This is a genomic window from Janthinobacterium sp. EB271-G4-7A, from assembly GCF_020858075.1.
Classification (GTDB): domain Bacteria; phylum Pseudomonadota; class Gammaproteobacteria; order Burkholderiales; family Burkholderiaceae_D; genus Janthinobacterium; species Janthinobacterium lividum.
The window spans coordinates 3,694,162-3,708,723 of sequence record NZ_JACYMI010000001.1 but is presented as its reverse complement, the minus strand read 5'-3'; the positions used below and the strand labels follow the sequence as shown (position 1 = coordinate 3,708,723).

The following is a 14,562-nucleotide window of genomic DNA, read 5'->3' as shown; positions in this document are numbered from 1 at the left end:
GGCCCCGCTTGCGCTACAATCGGCTCTCCTTTATTGCCACTGCCGCGCGCGGTTCCCCCTCTCCACCATGTTCCCTAAACGCCTGACCCTGCTTGCCCTGGCCGCCTTTGCGCTTGCCGGCTGCGATACCACCGCCCCGAAACCCGTTCAAGTATTGACGCCACCCGAACCCATCGTCGTCACGCCGCGCAAGATCAAGATCGGCCTGGCGCTGGGCGGTGGCGCGGCGCGCGGTTTCGCGCATATCGGCGTGATCAAGGCGCTCGAATCGCAGGGCATCAACGCCGACATCGTCACCGGCACCAGCGCCGGCAGTGTGGTGGGCGCCATGTATGCGGCAGGCAATTCCGGTTTTGCCCTGCAAAAGATGGCGTTCGACATGGACGAGGCGGCCATTTCCGACTGGGCCTTGCCCCTGTTCGGCAAGTCCTCCGGCGTGCTGAAAGGCGAAGCGCTGCAAAGCTATGTCAACAAGGCCGTGGGCGGCGTGCCGCTGGAAAAGCTGAAGATTCCCTTCGGCGTGGTGGCGACCGATTTGAAAAATGGCCAGCCGATCCTGTTTCAGCGCGGTAACACCGGCATGGCCGTGCGCGCCTCGTCGGCCGTGCCCGGCGTGTTCCAGCCTGTGACGATTGCCGGCCACACCTATGTCGATGGGGGTCTCGTCGCTCCCGTACCCGTGCGCTTTGCGCGCGACATGGGCGCCGATTTCATCATCGCCGTGAATATCTCGTCGCAAACGGATACCCAGAAGGCCATCAGCTCGATGGAAGTGCTGATGCAGACCTTCGCCATCATGGGCCAGCGCATCAACCAGTTCGAGCTCAAGGATGCGGACGTGGTGATCCAGCCCAGCCTGGGCACCATGAAGGGCAACGATTTCAACAGCCGCAATCAGGCGATCCTGGCGGGCGAGCAGGCGACCTTTGCCGTCATGGCGCAGCTCAAGCAAAAGCTGAAAGCCAAGCGCGAGCAGTAGGGGGTAGCGCCGTCGCGCATTTCGTATACAATTTTGATTCAACATAACAAGGATGCACCATGCAATCGAAACCGATTTTGACCCTGGACGACGTAAAGAAAATCGCTGCCGCCGCCGAAGCGGAAGCGGTCAAGAATAACTGGGCGGTCACGATCGCCATCGTCGACGACGGCGGCCACCTGCTGTGGCTGCAGCGCATGGATGGCGTGGCGCCGATCTCGTCGCACATCGCCCCATCGAAAGCCAAGACGGCCGCACTGGGCCGCCGCGAATCGCGCATCTATGAAGAGATGATCAATGGCGGCCGCGTGTCGTTCCTGAGCGCACCGGAAATCGACGGCTTGCTCGAAGGCGGCGTGCCCATTGTGTTCGACGGTCATTACGTGGGCGCCGTCGGCGTCTCGGGCGTCAAGTCCGCCGAGGACGCGCAAATCGCCAAAGCCGGCATCGCTGCTTTGACGGCCTAAGTAGTAGCCGCAATTGCAGAACCAGCCGCCCCGCGCAAGCCGGGCGGCTTTTTTCATGGGGCGCAGTTTTTATGTTGCCATGCAAAAAAATGCCGCCGATTCTGAATTTTCTTCCTTGTGGAAAAGCTTCCTTTTGGTTATAATTCAAAGGTTTAGCCAATCACACATATACCGTAGCGACTACCCATCCCCTCATTCAAAATGACCGTTGAAACACCCTGAGTGCATCTGGCTCGGGTAACTAGGCGGTCGGTCTGACGTGGCGCAGCTACGGTAACTTTATCAGGAGTTGCCCTTGCCGCCATTTTTTTCTGGCCCTGCCGTTCCAGCCATATTAGCGCTTGCTGATGGAACGATCTTTAAAGGTTTTTCGATCGGTGCCGCCGGTCATACCACGGGCGAGGTTGTTTTCAATACCTCCATGACCGGGTATCAGGAAATCCTTACCGACCCAAGCTATTGCCGCCAGATGGTCACCCTGACCTATCCGCATATTGGCAATACGGGCGTCAATCCGGAAGACGTCGAATCTTCCAAGGTACACGCCGCTGGCCTCATCATCCGCGATCTGCCTTTGCTGGCATCCAATTTCCGTTCCACCCTTTCCCTGTCCGACTACCTCAAAGCTGAAAATATCGTCGCCATCGCCGGCATCGATACACGCAAGCTCACGCGCATCCTGCGTGAAAAAGGTGCGCAGGGCGGCGCCATCCTCGTCGGCACGCAAGGCAATGAGCCATCCGCCGCGCAAGCGCTGGAACTGGCCCGCTCCTTCCCCGGCCTGGCCGGCATGGACCTGGCCAAGGTGGTGTCGAGCAAGGACGCCTACGAGTACCGCGAAACGGAATGGACGCTGGGCGAAGGCTATGGCCAGCTGGCCGACGCGGACGCGAAATACCACGTGGTCGCCTTCGACTACGGCGTCAAGCGCAACATCCTGCGCATGCTGACGGCACGCGGCTGCAAAGTCACCGTATTGCCGGCGCAAGCGACGGCCGCCGACGCCCTGGCGCTGAATCCGGACGGCATCTTCCTGTCGAACGGTCCCGGCGATCCGGAGCCGTGCGACTACGCCATCGCGGCAACCAAGGAACTGATCGAAAAGGGTATCCCGACCTTCGGCATCTGCCTCGGTCACCAGATCATGGCGATCGCTTCCGGCGCGAAGACGCTGAAGATGAAGTTCGGCCACCACGGCGCCAACCACCCGGTGCAAGACCTGGAAACGAAACAGGTCTTGATTACCTCGCAAAACCACGGTTTCGCAGTCGACGCGGCAACCTTGCCCGCGAATTGCCGCGTGACCCATGAATCGCTGTTCGACGGTTCCCTGCAGGGCTTTGCCCGCACGGACAAGCCGGCCTTCTGCTTCCAGGGCCACCCTGAAGCGTCGCCGGGCCCGATGGATGTTGCTTACCTGTTTGACCGCTTCATCAACCTGATGGCTGCGGAGGAGAAAAAGAAAAATGCCTAAACGTTTAGATATCAAAAGTATTCTGATTATTGGCGCTGGCCCGATCGTGATCGGCCAGGCCTGCGAATTCGATTATTCCGGCGCGCAAGCGTGCAAGGCCCTGCGCGAAGAGGGCTACAAAGTCATCCTGGTCAACAGCAATCCTGCGACCATCATGACGGATCCGGAAATGGCCGACGTGACCTATATCGAACCGATCACCTGGTCGGTCGTTGAACGCATCATCGCCAAGGAGCGTCCTGACGCGATCCTGCCGACGATGGGCGGCCAGACGGCGCTGAACTGCGCGCTGGACCTGTTCAACAATGGCGTGCTGGCAAAATACAACGTCGAACTGATCGGCGCATCGCCGGAAGCCATCGACAAGGCGGAAGACCGTTCCAAGTTCAAGGACGCGATGACCAAGATCGGCCTCGGTTCGGCCCGTTCCGGCGTGGCGCACTCGATGGAAGAATCGTGGGCCGTGCAGCGCACGCTGGGCTTCCCGACCATCATCCGTCCATCGTTCACCATGGGCGGTTCCGGCGGCGGCATCGCCTACAACGAAGAAGAATTCGAAACCATCTGCAAGCGCGGCCTGGAAGCATCGCCGACGAAAGAGCTGCTGATCGAAGAATCGTTGCTGGGCTGGAAAGAGTACGAGATGGAAGTGGTGCGCGACAAGGCGGACAACTGCATCATCATCTGCTCGATCGAAAACCTGGACCCGATGGGCGTGCACACGGGCGACTCCATCACGGTGGCGCCTGCGCAAACGCTGACGGACAAGGAATACCAGATCATGCGCAATGCCTCCCTGGCAGTGCTGCGCGAGATCGGCGTCGACACCGGCGGCTCGAACGTGCAATTTTCGATCAACCCCGTCGATGGCCGCATGATCGTCATCGAGATGAACCCGCGCGTATCGCGTTCGTCGGCCCTGGCATCGAAAGCGACGGGTTTCCCGATCGCCAAGATCGCCGCCAAGCTGGCCGTCGGTTTCACCCTGGACGAGCTGCGCAATGAAATCACGGGCGGCGCCACGCCGGCCTCGTTCGAACCGTCGATCGATTATGTCGTCACGAAGATCCCCCGTTTCACGTTCGAGAAATTCCCGACCGCCGACCACCACCTGACGACGCAGATGAAATCCGTCGGCGAAGTGATGGCCATCGGCCGTACCTTCCAGGAATCGTTCCAGAAAGCCTTGCGCGGCCTGGAAGTGGGCGTGGACGGCATGAATGAAAAGACCAAGGACCGCGAAAAGATCGAAGAAGAACTGGGCGAGCCTGGTCCTGAGCGCATCTGGTACGTGGGCGACGCGTTTGCCCAGGGTTTCACCCTGGAAGAAGTGCACCAACTCACCAAGATCGACCCGTGGTTCCTGATCCAGATCAAGGAAATCGTCGACCTGGAACTGTGGCTGGACACGCAGAAGCTGGAAAACCTGGACAAGAACACCCTGTACAAGTTGAAACAGAAGGGCTTCTCGGACCGCCGCCTGGGCTTTTTGCTGCAGACGACCGACACGGCCGTGCGCCAGCAGCGCCATGCGCTCAACATCCGTCCCGTCTACAAGCGCGTCGATACCTGCGCAGCGGAATTTTCGACCGACACGGCGTACATGTATTCCACGTACGACGAAGAGTGCGAATCGAACCCGACCGACAAGAAAAAGATCATGGTGCTGGGCGGTGGCCCGAACCGTATCGGCCAGGGTATCGAGTTTGACTATTGCTGCGTCCACGCTGCCCTCGCCATGCGCGAAGACGGCTACGAAACCATCATGGTCAATTGCAACCCAGAAACCGTTTCGACCGACTACGATACCTCGGACCGCCTGTATTTCGAATCCTTGACGCTGGAAGACGTGCTGGAAATCGTCGCCATCGAAAAACCGGTAGGCGTGATCGTGCAGTACGGCGGCCAGACGCCATTGAAACTGGCGCTGGACCTGGAAGCGAATGGCGTACCGATCATCGGCACCTCGCCCGACATGATCGATGCGGCCGAAGACCGCGAGCGTTTCCAGCAAATGCTGCACAAGCTGGAACTGCGCCAGCCGCCTAACCGCACCGCGCGCACGGAAGCCGACGCCCTGGCGCTGGCGCAGGAAATCGGCTACCCGCTGGTCGTGCGTCCTTCGTACGTGCTGGGTGGCCGCGCCATGGAAATCGTCCACGAGCAACGCGACCTCGAGCGCTACATGCGCGAAGCCGTCAAGGTCTCGCACGATTCGCCGGTGCTGCTGGACCGCTTCCTGAACGACGCCATCGAGTGCGACGTCGATTGCATCTCCGACGGCGAAACGACGTTCATCGGCGGCGTGATGGAACACATCGAACAGGCAGGCGTCCACTCGGGCGACTCGGCTTGCTCGCTGCCGCCATACTCGCTGGCACCGGAAACCATTGAAGAACTGAAACGCCAGACGGCGCTGATGGCCAAGGGCTTGAACGTGGTCGGCCTGATGAACGTGCAGTTCGCGATCCAGAAGCAAGAGATCGACGGCGAAATGAAAGACGTCGTCTTCGTGCTGGAAGTCAATCCACGCGCGTCGCGCACCGTGCCTTTCGTCTCGAAAGCCACGGGTTTGCAACTGGCGAAGATCGCCGCGCGCTGCATGGTTGGCCAGTCGCTGGCATCGCAAGGCATCACGCAGGAAGTCGTGCCGCCGTACTTCAGCGTCAAGGAAGCCGTGTTCCCGTTCGTCAAGTTCCCTGGCGTGGACACCATCCTGGGCCCTGAAATGAAATCGACGGGCGAAGTCATGGGCGTGGGCCTGACGTTCGGCGAAGCGTTTGTGAAATCGCAACTGGGCGCCGGCGTGAACCTGCCAAAATCGGGCAAGGTCTTCATCAGCGTGAAAGCGTCGGACAAGCCGCGCGCCGTGCAAGTGGCGCGTGACCTGGTCGAGTCCGGCTTCACCGTGGTCGCCACCAAGGGCACGGCCGCCGTGATCGCTGCTGCCGGCATCGCCGTCACGCCAGTGAACAAGGTGATCGAAGGCCGTCCGCACGTGGTCGACATGATCAAGAACCATGAAATCGTGCTGGTGATCAACACCGTGGAAGAAAAGCGCAGTGCCATCGTCGATTCGCGGGCCATCCGCACCTCGGCCCTGGCATCGCGCGTGACGACCTACACCACCATCGCGGGCGCGGAAGCGGCCGTCGAAGGCATCCGCCACCTGGATGAGCTGCGTGTGTACGATTTGCAAGGTCTGCACAAGACCTTGAACTAAGTGCGTTTGCAGTGGCCGCCGTTAGGCGGTACACTGCATGCTTATCAACCACAGAGTTCCGTGCAGAGCAGCGCGCGGCCTCTGTGGTTTTCACTTGGTAAGTCCGTTAACCGTGGCAAAACACGGACAACGGCGCCGATAACTAGCAGATAGTAGAGATAACATGACCTCAGTCCCATTGACCAAATACGGCGCAGAACTCTTGAAGGAAGAGCTGCATCATTTGAAGACCAAGGAACGCCGCATCGTCATCGATGCGATCGCCGAAGCGCGTTCGCACGGCGACCTGTCGGAAAACGCCGAGTACGATGCCGCCAAGGAACGCCAGGCCTTCGTCGAAGGCCGCATCGCCGAACTCGAAGGCAAGCTGGGTGCAGCGCAAATCATCGACCCGACCGCGCTCGACGCGGAAGGCCGCGTGGTGTTTGCCTCGACCGTGAACCTGGAAGACCTGGAATCGGGCCAGAAAGTCACGTACCAGATCGTCGGCCTCGATGAAGCCGACCTGAAAATGAACAAGGTTTCCGTGACGTCCCCGATCGCCCGCGCGCTGATCGGCAAGTACGCCGGCGACGTGGTGGAAGTGCAGGCGCCGTCCGGCCCGCGCGAATACGAAATCCTGGAAGTACTGTACATCTGATGCTGGGCCGCGTGCGCATCCTCGTTGCCACCCTGTGGGCCGGCAGCCTGTGGACCATCGGCTTCATCGTGGCGCCGACCCTGTTTGGCACCCTGAGCGATCGTGTACTGGCAGGCAATATTGCCGGCAGCATGTTCCGCGCCGAAGCCTGGCTGTCGATCGCCTGTGCGCTGGTGCTGCTGGCCTTGCTGCAATGGGCTCCCGGCGCGCTGGAACTCAAGCGCCGGCGCCTCTTGGCAGCGCTGGTGCTGTCGATGCTGGTGTGCGCATTGCTCAGCCATTTCGGCATTTCGCCCCTGATGGCCGAACTCAAGGCGCAGGCGCCGTCGGGTATCATGGACGAGGCCATGCGCAGCCGCTTCGGCATGCTGCATGGCGTGTCGACCGTGATCTTTGCCGCGCAGAGCTTGCTGGCGGGCGTGCTGATCTGGAAGCAGCAGTAATCGCCTCGGGTGTTGTCGGATTATGCGCTGCGCGCTAATCCGACCTACATGACATACGTAGGTCGGATTAGCGAGGCCGCAGGCCACGCGTAATCCGACAATCGCCGGCGTGTGAATATCGTAATAGCAATAAAAAAGCGGAGCAGGGAATATCCCGTGCTCCGCTTCTTGTTTCAAGCCCGGCCGCCTTGCGGTTGCCGGGTGAACAGGCTTACTTGCTGCCCAGTGCGCTTTTCTTGGCGCTTTTCTGACGTGGCTTGGCACGCTTGATGGAACCGCCTTCGGTAACGCGCTCATTGCCCTTGATCATGACTTTCGTCACGCTCGGGCGCTTGGTGCCGCTGGCGCTGGCCTTGACGATGGTCACTTCGCGCATGCCTTTGCCGGCGCTGACCTTCTCCTTAACCACTTCTTTTTTCGGACGGTAGATTACCAGCAGTTTGCCAATATGTTGTACCGGGGCGGCGCCGAGATTGCCGCAAATCGTATCGTACATTCCGACGCGCGCTTCGCGGTCGTCGCCGAACACGCGGACTTTAATCAGGCCGTGCGAATCCAGGCCAAGGTCGATCTCTTTGAGGACAGCAGGTGTCAAGCCCGCTTCGCCAATAATGACGATAGGCTTCAGCGCGTGTGCTTCGGCGCGCAGTGCGCTGCGCTCTACGGGTGTAAGTTTTAGCATAATAATATTTAGTAATTCCCTTAAAAGCAGTATTCTACGCGAATGGCAAAGAAGAAATTAAACAAAAACTGGTTGCACGACCACATAAATGATCCTTATGTGAAGTTGGCGCAAAAAGAGGGCTACCGCGCCCGGGCAGCATACAAGCTCAAAGAAATCGATGAAGACGAGAAACTGATCAAACCTGGCCAGGTGATTGTCGACCTTGGTTGCACTCCCGGCAGCTGGGCCCAGTACACGCGGCGCAAGCTGGCCGGCAAGGACGGCGGCGGGGTCAATGGTACCCTGATTGGCCTGGACATGCTGGAAATGGAGCCGATCGCCGATTTCCACTTCATCCAGGGCGACTTCCGCGAAGCGCGCGTGCTGCGCCAGCTGGAAGTGGTGTTGCAGGGCCGCAAGGTCGACCTGGTCCTGTCGGACATGGCGCCCAACCTGTCGGGCATCGCCACGGCGGATGCCGCGCGCATGGAGCACTTGATCGACCTGGCCATCGAATTTTCGCAATTGCACCTGAAGCCGTCTGGCGTGCTGCTGGTGAAATGCTTTAAAGACATGGGTTTCAGCCAGATCGTGGAGAAATTCCGCGCTGAATTCAAGGTTGTGGTGCAGAAAAAGCCCAAGGCCAGCCGCGATAAATCGTCGGAAATCTTCCTGATGGGCCGTGGAATCAAGAATCCGCTGAAAAATGCCGTGGAAGAAGATGATTCCGCCCTTGATATTTAAGCGGGAATCCGCACATGGGAACGAGAAGTGCAGTAGCGTCTGATGGCATAAAAGCCTAAATTGTTTATACTGCATTTTTTTGCGTGAACGCGATTTTTTCGCGCGCACGGATCGGCGGGCTTTGGCACGGCCCGCTTATTGCGAGTAAAATCGTGTTTCTAGCTATAGGTAAAGAGATGCGCACTGCATCCAAGGAGTCTTCGTGAATAACATGTTTTCCAAATCTGCCATCTGGGTAGTCGTATTGCTGCTGTTGTTCATGCTGTTCAAGCAATTCGACAGTCATGGCGCCACAGGCGGCAGCAAGGCCATCGCTTATTCCGATTTGCTGGATGAAGTCAAAGCCAAGCGCGTCAAGGATGTCGTGATCGAAGGTTCGTCGATCACCGCCAAGCTGATGGACGACACCAAGGTGCGTACCACCGCCACCAGCCTCGACAAGGGCCTGATCGGCGACCTGCGCGACAATGGCGTGCATTTCGATGTGCGTCCGCCCGAGGAAGCGTCTTTCCTGCAAACTATTTTTGTTTCCTGGTTCCCCATGCTGCTGTTGATCGGCGTCTGGGTCTTCTTCATGCGTCAGATGCAAGGCGGCGGCAAGGGCGGGGCATTCTCGTTCGGCAAGTCGAAGGCGCGCATGATGGATGAAGCCAGCAACACCGTCACCTTCGCCGATGTCGCCGGTTGCGACGAAGCGAAAGAAGAAGTCAACGAAGTGGTCGACTTCCTCAAGGATCCGAGCAAATTCCAGAAACTGGGCGGCCGCATTCCCCGCGGCGTGCTGATGGTCGGTCCTCCGGGCACGGGTAAAACCCTGCTGGCGCGCGCCATCGCCGGCGAAGCCAAGGTGCCGTTCTTCTCGATTTCCGGTTCCGACTTCGTGGAAATGTTCGTCGGCGTGGGCGCCAGCCGCGTACGCGACATGTTTGAAAACGCCAAGAAACACTCGCCGTGCATCATCTTCATCGACGAGATCGACGCTGTCGGCCGTCACCGCGGCGCCGGCATGGGCGGCGGCAATGACGAGCGCGAACAGACCTTGAACCAGTTGCTGGTCGAGATGGACGGTTTTGAAGCGAACTCCGGCGTGATCGTCGTGGCCGCCACCAACCGCGCCGACGTGCTCGACAAAGCTCTGCTGCGTCCAGGCCGTTTCGACCGCCAGGTCTCCGTCGGCTTGCCCGATATTCGCGGCCGCGAGCAGATATTGAACGTGCACATGCGCAAAGTACCTATCGGTACCGACGTGAAAGCCGATATCCTGGCCCGCGGCACCCCTGGTTTCTCGGGCGCGGACCTGGCCAACCTGGTCAACGAGGCAGCCCTGTTCGCCGCACGCCGCAGCAAGCGCCTGGTGGAAATGGCTGACTTCGAAGACGCGAAAGACAAGATCTACATGGGCCCTGAGCGCAAATCGATGATCATCCGCGAGGAAGAGCGTCGCAATACGGCTTACCATGAGTCCGGTCATGCCGTCGTTGCCAAGTTGCTGCCGAAGGCTGATCCCGTGCATAAAGTCACGATCATGCCGCGCGGCTGGGCCCTGGGCCTGACCTGGCAGCTGCCGGAACACGACAACTTGTCCGCCTACAAGGACAAGATGCTGGAAGAAATTTCCATCCTGTTCGGCGGCCGTATCGCCGAAGAGATTTTCGTGGGACAAATGTCCACCGGTGCGTCGAACGACTTCTCGCGTGCCACCAAGCTGGCCCGTTCCATGGTGACCCGCTTCGGCATGTCCGACAGCATGGGCGTGATGGTCTACGAAGACAGCGAAAACGAAGGTTTCTTTGGTGGCGCCACCAAGACGATCTCGGAAGCGACCCAGCAAAAGGTCGATGCTGAAATCCGCAACATTCTCGACAAGCAATATGCTTTGGCGCGCACCTTGCTGGAAAGCAACCGCGACAAGGTCGAAATGATGACCAAAGCCTTGCTGGAATGGGAAACCATTGATGCAGAGCAAATCAACGACATCATGGCCGGCCTGGAGCCGCGTCCACCGAAAGTCATCCCGCCACGCCGCAATGCGGGCGGTGACAGCGGCACGGGCGGCATCTCGCCAAACGTGACGGCACCAGCCTGATTAGGGCCGCCCTGACGGGCGGCACGCAAGGGTATGGCAAGAACGAGGGTAAGGAGCAATCCTTGCCCTTTTTCGTTGCCGCAGCAGTTTTTTCCTGACGACTACAAAGATTTACATGCGACACTATTTGCAATTCGGCCGTTTCGGCTTCAACCTGCAGGGCACGCAAGCGCTGGTGATGGGCATCCTGAACATCACGCCCGACTCGTTTTCCGATGCGGGCCAGTATCAACACCTGGAGTTTGCCATTTCGCGCGCCGAGCAGATGATACTCGACGGTGTCGACATCATCGACATCGGCGGCGAATCGAGCCGTCCCGGCGCGCCGCCGCTGCCGCTGCAGGATGAGTTGCAGCGCGTCATGCCGGTGCTGTACGCCTTGCGCGACTGCGGCAAGCCCATGTCCGTCGATACGTACAAACCGGAAGTGATGCGCGAAGCCATCCTGGCGGGCGCCGACATGATCAACGACATCAACGGTTTCCGCGCGGCCGGCGCCATCGACGCCGTGCGGGACAGCGATTGCGCACTGTGCATCATGCACATGCAAAGCGTGCCGCAAACCATGCAGGACCAGCCTCAATACGAAGATGTGGTGCGCGAAGTCATCGACTTCCTGCGCGAACGCATCGACACGATGACGGCGGCCGGCATCGACCGCGAACGCCTGTGCGTCGATCCCGGCTTTGGCTTCGGCAAGACGGTGGAGCAGAACTATGCCTTGCTGCGCGCCACGCGCCAGCTGCGCAGCGAACTGGACCTGCCCGTGCTGGCAGGCCTGTCGCGCAAGTCGATGATCGGCGCCGTCACGGGACGCCCCGTCGAGCAGCGTCTGGCCGGCAGTGTTGCCGGCGCGCTTGCTGCGGTAGCACAAGGTGCGGAAATTATCCGTGTGCATGATGTAGCTGAAACCGTCGATGCACTGAAGGTCTGGCGCATGGCGCACTGAGCCTGTAAGATTCATTATAAACAACAAAAAGAGAAATACTATGACGCGTAAATATTTTGGTACCGATGGCATTCGTGGCCTGGTGGGCACGGCGCCGATTACCCCCGATTTCGTCATGCGCCTCGGCTATGCTGCCGGCAAGGTGCTGGCCAAGTCGCAAGGCGGCAAGACCCGTCCGACGGTGCTGATCGGCAAGGACACGCGCATTTCCGGTTACATGCTGGAAGCGGCGCTGGAGGCGGGCCTGTCGGCCGCCGGCGTGGATGTGATGCTGGCCGGCCCCATGCCGACGCCGGCAATCGCCTATTTGACGCGGGCCCTGCGCCTGTCGGCCGGTGTCGTCATTTCCGCTTCGCACAATCCGTATCATGACAATGGCATCAAGTTCTTTTCCGGCCAGGGCACCAAGCTGCCCGACAGCGTAGAACTGGAAATCGAAGCGGCGCTCGACGAACCCATGGCTTGCGTGCCGTCGGACAAGCTGGGCCGCGCCAAGCGCCTCGATGACGCCCAGGGCCGCTACATCGAATTTTGCAAGGGCACCTTCCCGAACGAGCTGGACTTGCGCGGCCTGAAGATCGTCGTTGATTGCGCGCACGGCGCCGCCTACCATATCGCGCCGCACGTCTTCCATGAACTGGGCGCGGAAGTCATCGCCATCGGCAACAAGCCCGACGGCTTCAACATCAATGCGGGCTTCGGCGCCACGGCAACCAAGGCCATGGCCGAAGCCGTCGTCGAGCATGGCGCGGACCTCGGTATCGCCCTTGATGGCGACGCCGACCGCCTGATCATGTGCGACGCCACCGGGCGTCTGTATAACGGCGATGAGTTGTTGTACGTCATGGTCAAGGACCGCCTGGCGACAGGCTCCGTGGCCGGTGCCGTCGGCACCTTGATGACGAATATGGCGCTGGAAGTGCTGTTCAAGCAGCAGGGCATCGGCTTTGCGCGCGCCAAGGTGGGCGACCGCTACGTGCTGGAAGTCATGAAGGAAAAAGGCTGGATCCTGGGCGGCGAAGGTTCCGGCCATTTGCTGTGCCTGGACAAGCACACGACGGGCGACGGCATCGTCTCCGCGCTGCAAGTATTGTCCGCGCTCAAGCGCAGCGGCCAGAGCCTGCAGCAATGCCTGGCCGAGCTGGTGTTGTTCCCGCAAACCCTGATCAACCTGCGCGTGGCGCCCGGTTTCGACTGGCAGAAAAATGCCGCCATGGTGGCCGAGAAGGAACTGGTCGAGGCAGAGCTGGGCGACACGGGCCGCGTGCTGATCCGCGCTTCGGGCACGGAACCGCTGATCCGCGTAATGGTGGAAGCGAAAGACAAGGAGAAGGCCGAGTCGATGGCCCGCCGCATCGCCGATAAAGTGACCGCGTGACAGGCAGGAACCGATAGTTATTTCCATCTAATTCGTCTATGGCAATTGACGAAATTGGGTAGGGGCGTTATTATCTTGTCTTCGGAGTGTGGCGCAGCCCGGTAGCGCACCTGGTTTGGGACCAGGGGGTCCAAGGTTCGAATCCTTGTACTCCGACCAAAGTCATAAGCGGGCTGTCAGAAATGACAGCCCGTTTTCTATTCCGCGCTGGCATTTCATTGCTGGCGCGCATGGATTAAAATACTGCACCTCTCCGCCCATCGTTCAACGGATAGGACAACGGTCTTCTAAACCGTGAATGGGGGTTCGATTCCCTCTGGGCGGACCAGTTTCATACTGGCCACGATCATGCGGCGGCAAACTGCCGCAACGCAGCTCCTCTTTCCCTCCATTCGGTTTTCGCGCAGCTGCTCACGGCTGCGCAAACAGTACCACGCTCAGCAAATACAGCAGTGGCGCTGCGCACAGCAGCGCCGAGCATGCCGAAATGATTTTTCTGTTGGCCAGTCGGGCCAGGCGCAGTCGTTCCCGCACGGGCAGGTGCTGGCGGAGCACCTTGCGTGCGCGTGGCTGAAACGGTTGTTCATGCATGGGGACTCCCTCGTCGGTCGGCAGTGGATGCCGCCAAGCATAGCGAGGGGAGTCTAAAAATAGTGTAAACAGTGGGCCTGGCGCCGCAAGTGCGGCGTAAACAGGCCGCGCGTGTGGCGGGCGGCAGCGGGCGCTGGTGCGCCGCTGCCGTTCATGCGGCTTACTTTCCTTGGCGGCGGCGTGCCAGGAAGCCCAGCAGGCCCAGGCCGGCGAGCAGCATGGCATAGGTTTCAGGTTCCGGCACGGCGGAAATGAAGGCCCTGTAGTTGCTCAGATCCTTGGGCAGGCCCTCCACCGTGAAGGTGGTGCCGGCAGCCACGGGAGCGGCCCAGTGGAACACCAGTTCGCCCTGGCCGAAGTGGATGGCCAGGTAGTCATAGGCGGCCGCGCTCGTATAGGAATTGACACCGCCACTCAAGCCTGCCGTGGTGCCGGCAGTGCAGCCCGAGGTGGCGTTGTCGCAATACGAGACGGCGGCGCCCAGGCTGGTGCCGAACACGCCATTGATATAACCCTGGATGTCCGAGGGACTCTGTGGTACCAGGTTATCGTCATAATATTTCACCTGCAGTGCCGGCGATGGTGAATAGGTGACGGTGCTGCCGGCGATGACGAAACCGCTGGCCGGACCCACATCCACCCAGGTGGCCGCTTGCGCCGCACTTGCCAGTACAGTCATTGCTGCCAGCATGGATGCCTTGATGGCAATGCTCTTTATGCTTTTCATGAAAATCCCCTTGTGCTTGAGACAGTCGCTTCATAGTGTCGGGACGCGTCCCTGCATGCCGGGGAAGTCATCCCATTGCCCGTTTTAGCTGCTTTTACCTATTTCCTGCGCGTAGTGAATACGCATATGAAAGCTTACTCTTGATATAAATTAATACAATTTTAATAATTCTATTGGCTGGCTTGACAACATCGTAT

The 14,562-nt window shown here is 59.7% G+C and carries 12 protein-coding genes and 2 tRNA genes; 12 read left to right on the top strand and 2 right to left on the bottom strand.

Annotation, left to right across the window (positions count from 1 at the left end; translation table 11 throughout):
• Positions 1-67: 67 nt before the first annotated feature.
• The 6 genes from IGS58_RS16630 (at position 68) to IGS58_RS16605 (ending at position 7,226) form a co-directional block, all read left to right on the top strand.
• Positions 68-979 carry a patatin-like phospholipase family protein gene (locus IGS58_RS16630; protein ID WP_230522079.1) on the top strand — a complete coding sequence of 304 codons (912 nt, stop codon included), beginning with the start codon at positions 68-70 and terminating at the stop codon, positions 977-979.
• A gap of 59 nt (positions 980-1,038) precedes the next feature.
• Positions 1,039-1,446 carry a GlcG/HbpS family heme-binding protein gene (locus IGS58_RS16625; RefSeq protein WP_034786036.1) on the top strand — a complete coding sequence of 136 codons (408 nt, stop codon included), beginning with the start codon at positions 1,039-1,041 and terminating at the stop codon, positions 1,444-1,446.
• Between the two features lie 295 nt (positions 1,447-1,741).
• Positions 1,742-2,920 carry a glutamine-hydrolyzing carbamoyl-phosphate synthase small subunit gene (gene carA / locus IGS58_RS16620; protein WP_092610630.1) on the top strand — a complete coding sequence of 393 codons (1,179 nt, stop codon included), beginning with the start codon at positions 1,742-1,744 and terminating at the stop codon, positions 2,918-2,920.
• Complete coding sequence (gene carB, locus IGS58_RS16615) at positions 2,913-6,143, top strand: carbamoyl-phosphate synthase large subunit (RefSeq protein WP_034786033.1); 3,231 nt, start codon at positions 2,913-2,915, stop codon at positions 6,141-6,143. Before carA ends, carB begins: the two co-directional genes overlap by 8 nt.
• Before the next feature lie 163 nt (positions 6,144-6,306).
• Complete coding sequence (gene greA, locus IGS58_RS16610; protein WP_034757428.1) at positions 6,307-6,783, top strand: transcription elongation factor GreA; 477 nt, start codon at positions 6,307-6,309, stop codon at positions 6,781-6,783.
• Entirely contained in the window at positions 6,783-7,226 is a 444-nt protein-coding gene (locus IGS58_RS16605) for a DUF4149 domain-containing protein (RefSeq protein WP_230522078.1), read from the top strand. The genes greA and IGS58_RS16605 overlap by 1 nt, the downstream gene beginning before the upstream one ends.
• A 211-nt stretch (positions 7,227-7,437) precedes the next feature.
• Here IGS58_RS16605 and IGS58_RS16600 read toward each other — a convergent pair whose 3' ends face one another.
• Positions 7,438-7,908: a YhbY family RNA-binding protein gene (locus tag IGS58_RS16600; RefSeq protein WP_010397237.1), complete on the bottom strand. Its 471-nt coding sequence runs from the start codon at positions 7,906-7,908 to the stop codon at positions 7,438-7,440.
• Between the two features lie 42 nt (positions 7,909-7,950).
• Between IGS58_RS16600 and IGS58_RS16595 the strand changes: the two genes are divergently transcribed.
• The 6 genes from IGS58_RS16595 (at position 7,951) to IGS58_RS16570 (ending at position 13,375) form a co-directional block, all read left to right on the top strand.
• Entirely contained in the window at positions 7,951-8,634 is a 684-nt protein-coding gene (locus IGS58_RS16595; protein ID WP_034757436.1) for an RlmE family RNA methyltransferase, read from the top strand.
• A gap of 202 nt (positions 8,635-8,836) precedes the next feature.
• Positions 8,837-10,720: an ATP-dependent zinc metalloprotease FtsH gene (gene ftsH, locus IGS58_RS16590; RefSeq protein ID WP_034786027.1), complete on the top strand. Its 1,884-nt coding sequence runs from the start codon at positions 8,837-8,839 to the stop codon at positions 10,718-10,720.
• A gap of 115 nt (positions 10,721-10,835) precedes the next feature.
• Positions 10,836-11,669, top strand: coding sequence for a dihydropteroate synthase (folP, locus tag IGS58_RS16585; RefSeq protein WP_230522077.1), 834 nt, complete (start codon positions 10,836-10,838; stop codon positions 11,667-11,669).
• A gap of 40 nt (positions 11,670-11,709) precedes the next feature.
• The gene (glmM, locus tag IGS58_RS16580) at positions 11,710-13,047 is read left to right on the top strand and encodes a phosphoglucosamine mutase (RefSeq protein ID WP_070259002.1); all 1,338 of its coding nucleotides are present in this window, start codon (positions 11,710-11,712) and stop codon (positions 13,045-13,047) included.
• Positions 13,048-13,129: 82 nt separating this feature from the next.
• Positions 13,130-13,206 (top strand) — tRNA-Pro (locus tag IGS58_RS16575).
• Positions 13,207-13,300: 94 nt separating this feature from the next.
• Positions 13,301-13,375: transfer RNA gene (locus IGS58_RS16570), tRNA-Arg, on the top strand.
• Between the two features lie 423 nt (positions 13,376-13,798).
• Here the strand turns inward: IGS58_RS16570 and IGS58_RS16565 are convergent.
• Positions 13,799-14,365: a PEP-CTERM sorting domain-containing protein gene (locus IGS58_RS16565; RefSeq protein ID WP_230522076.1), complete on the bottom strand. Its 567-nt coding sequence runs from the start codon at positions 14,363-14,365 to the stop codon at positions 13,799-13,801.
• Positions 14,366-14,562: the final 197 nt, after the last annotated feature.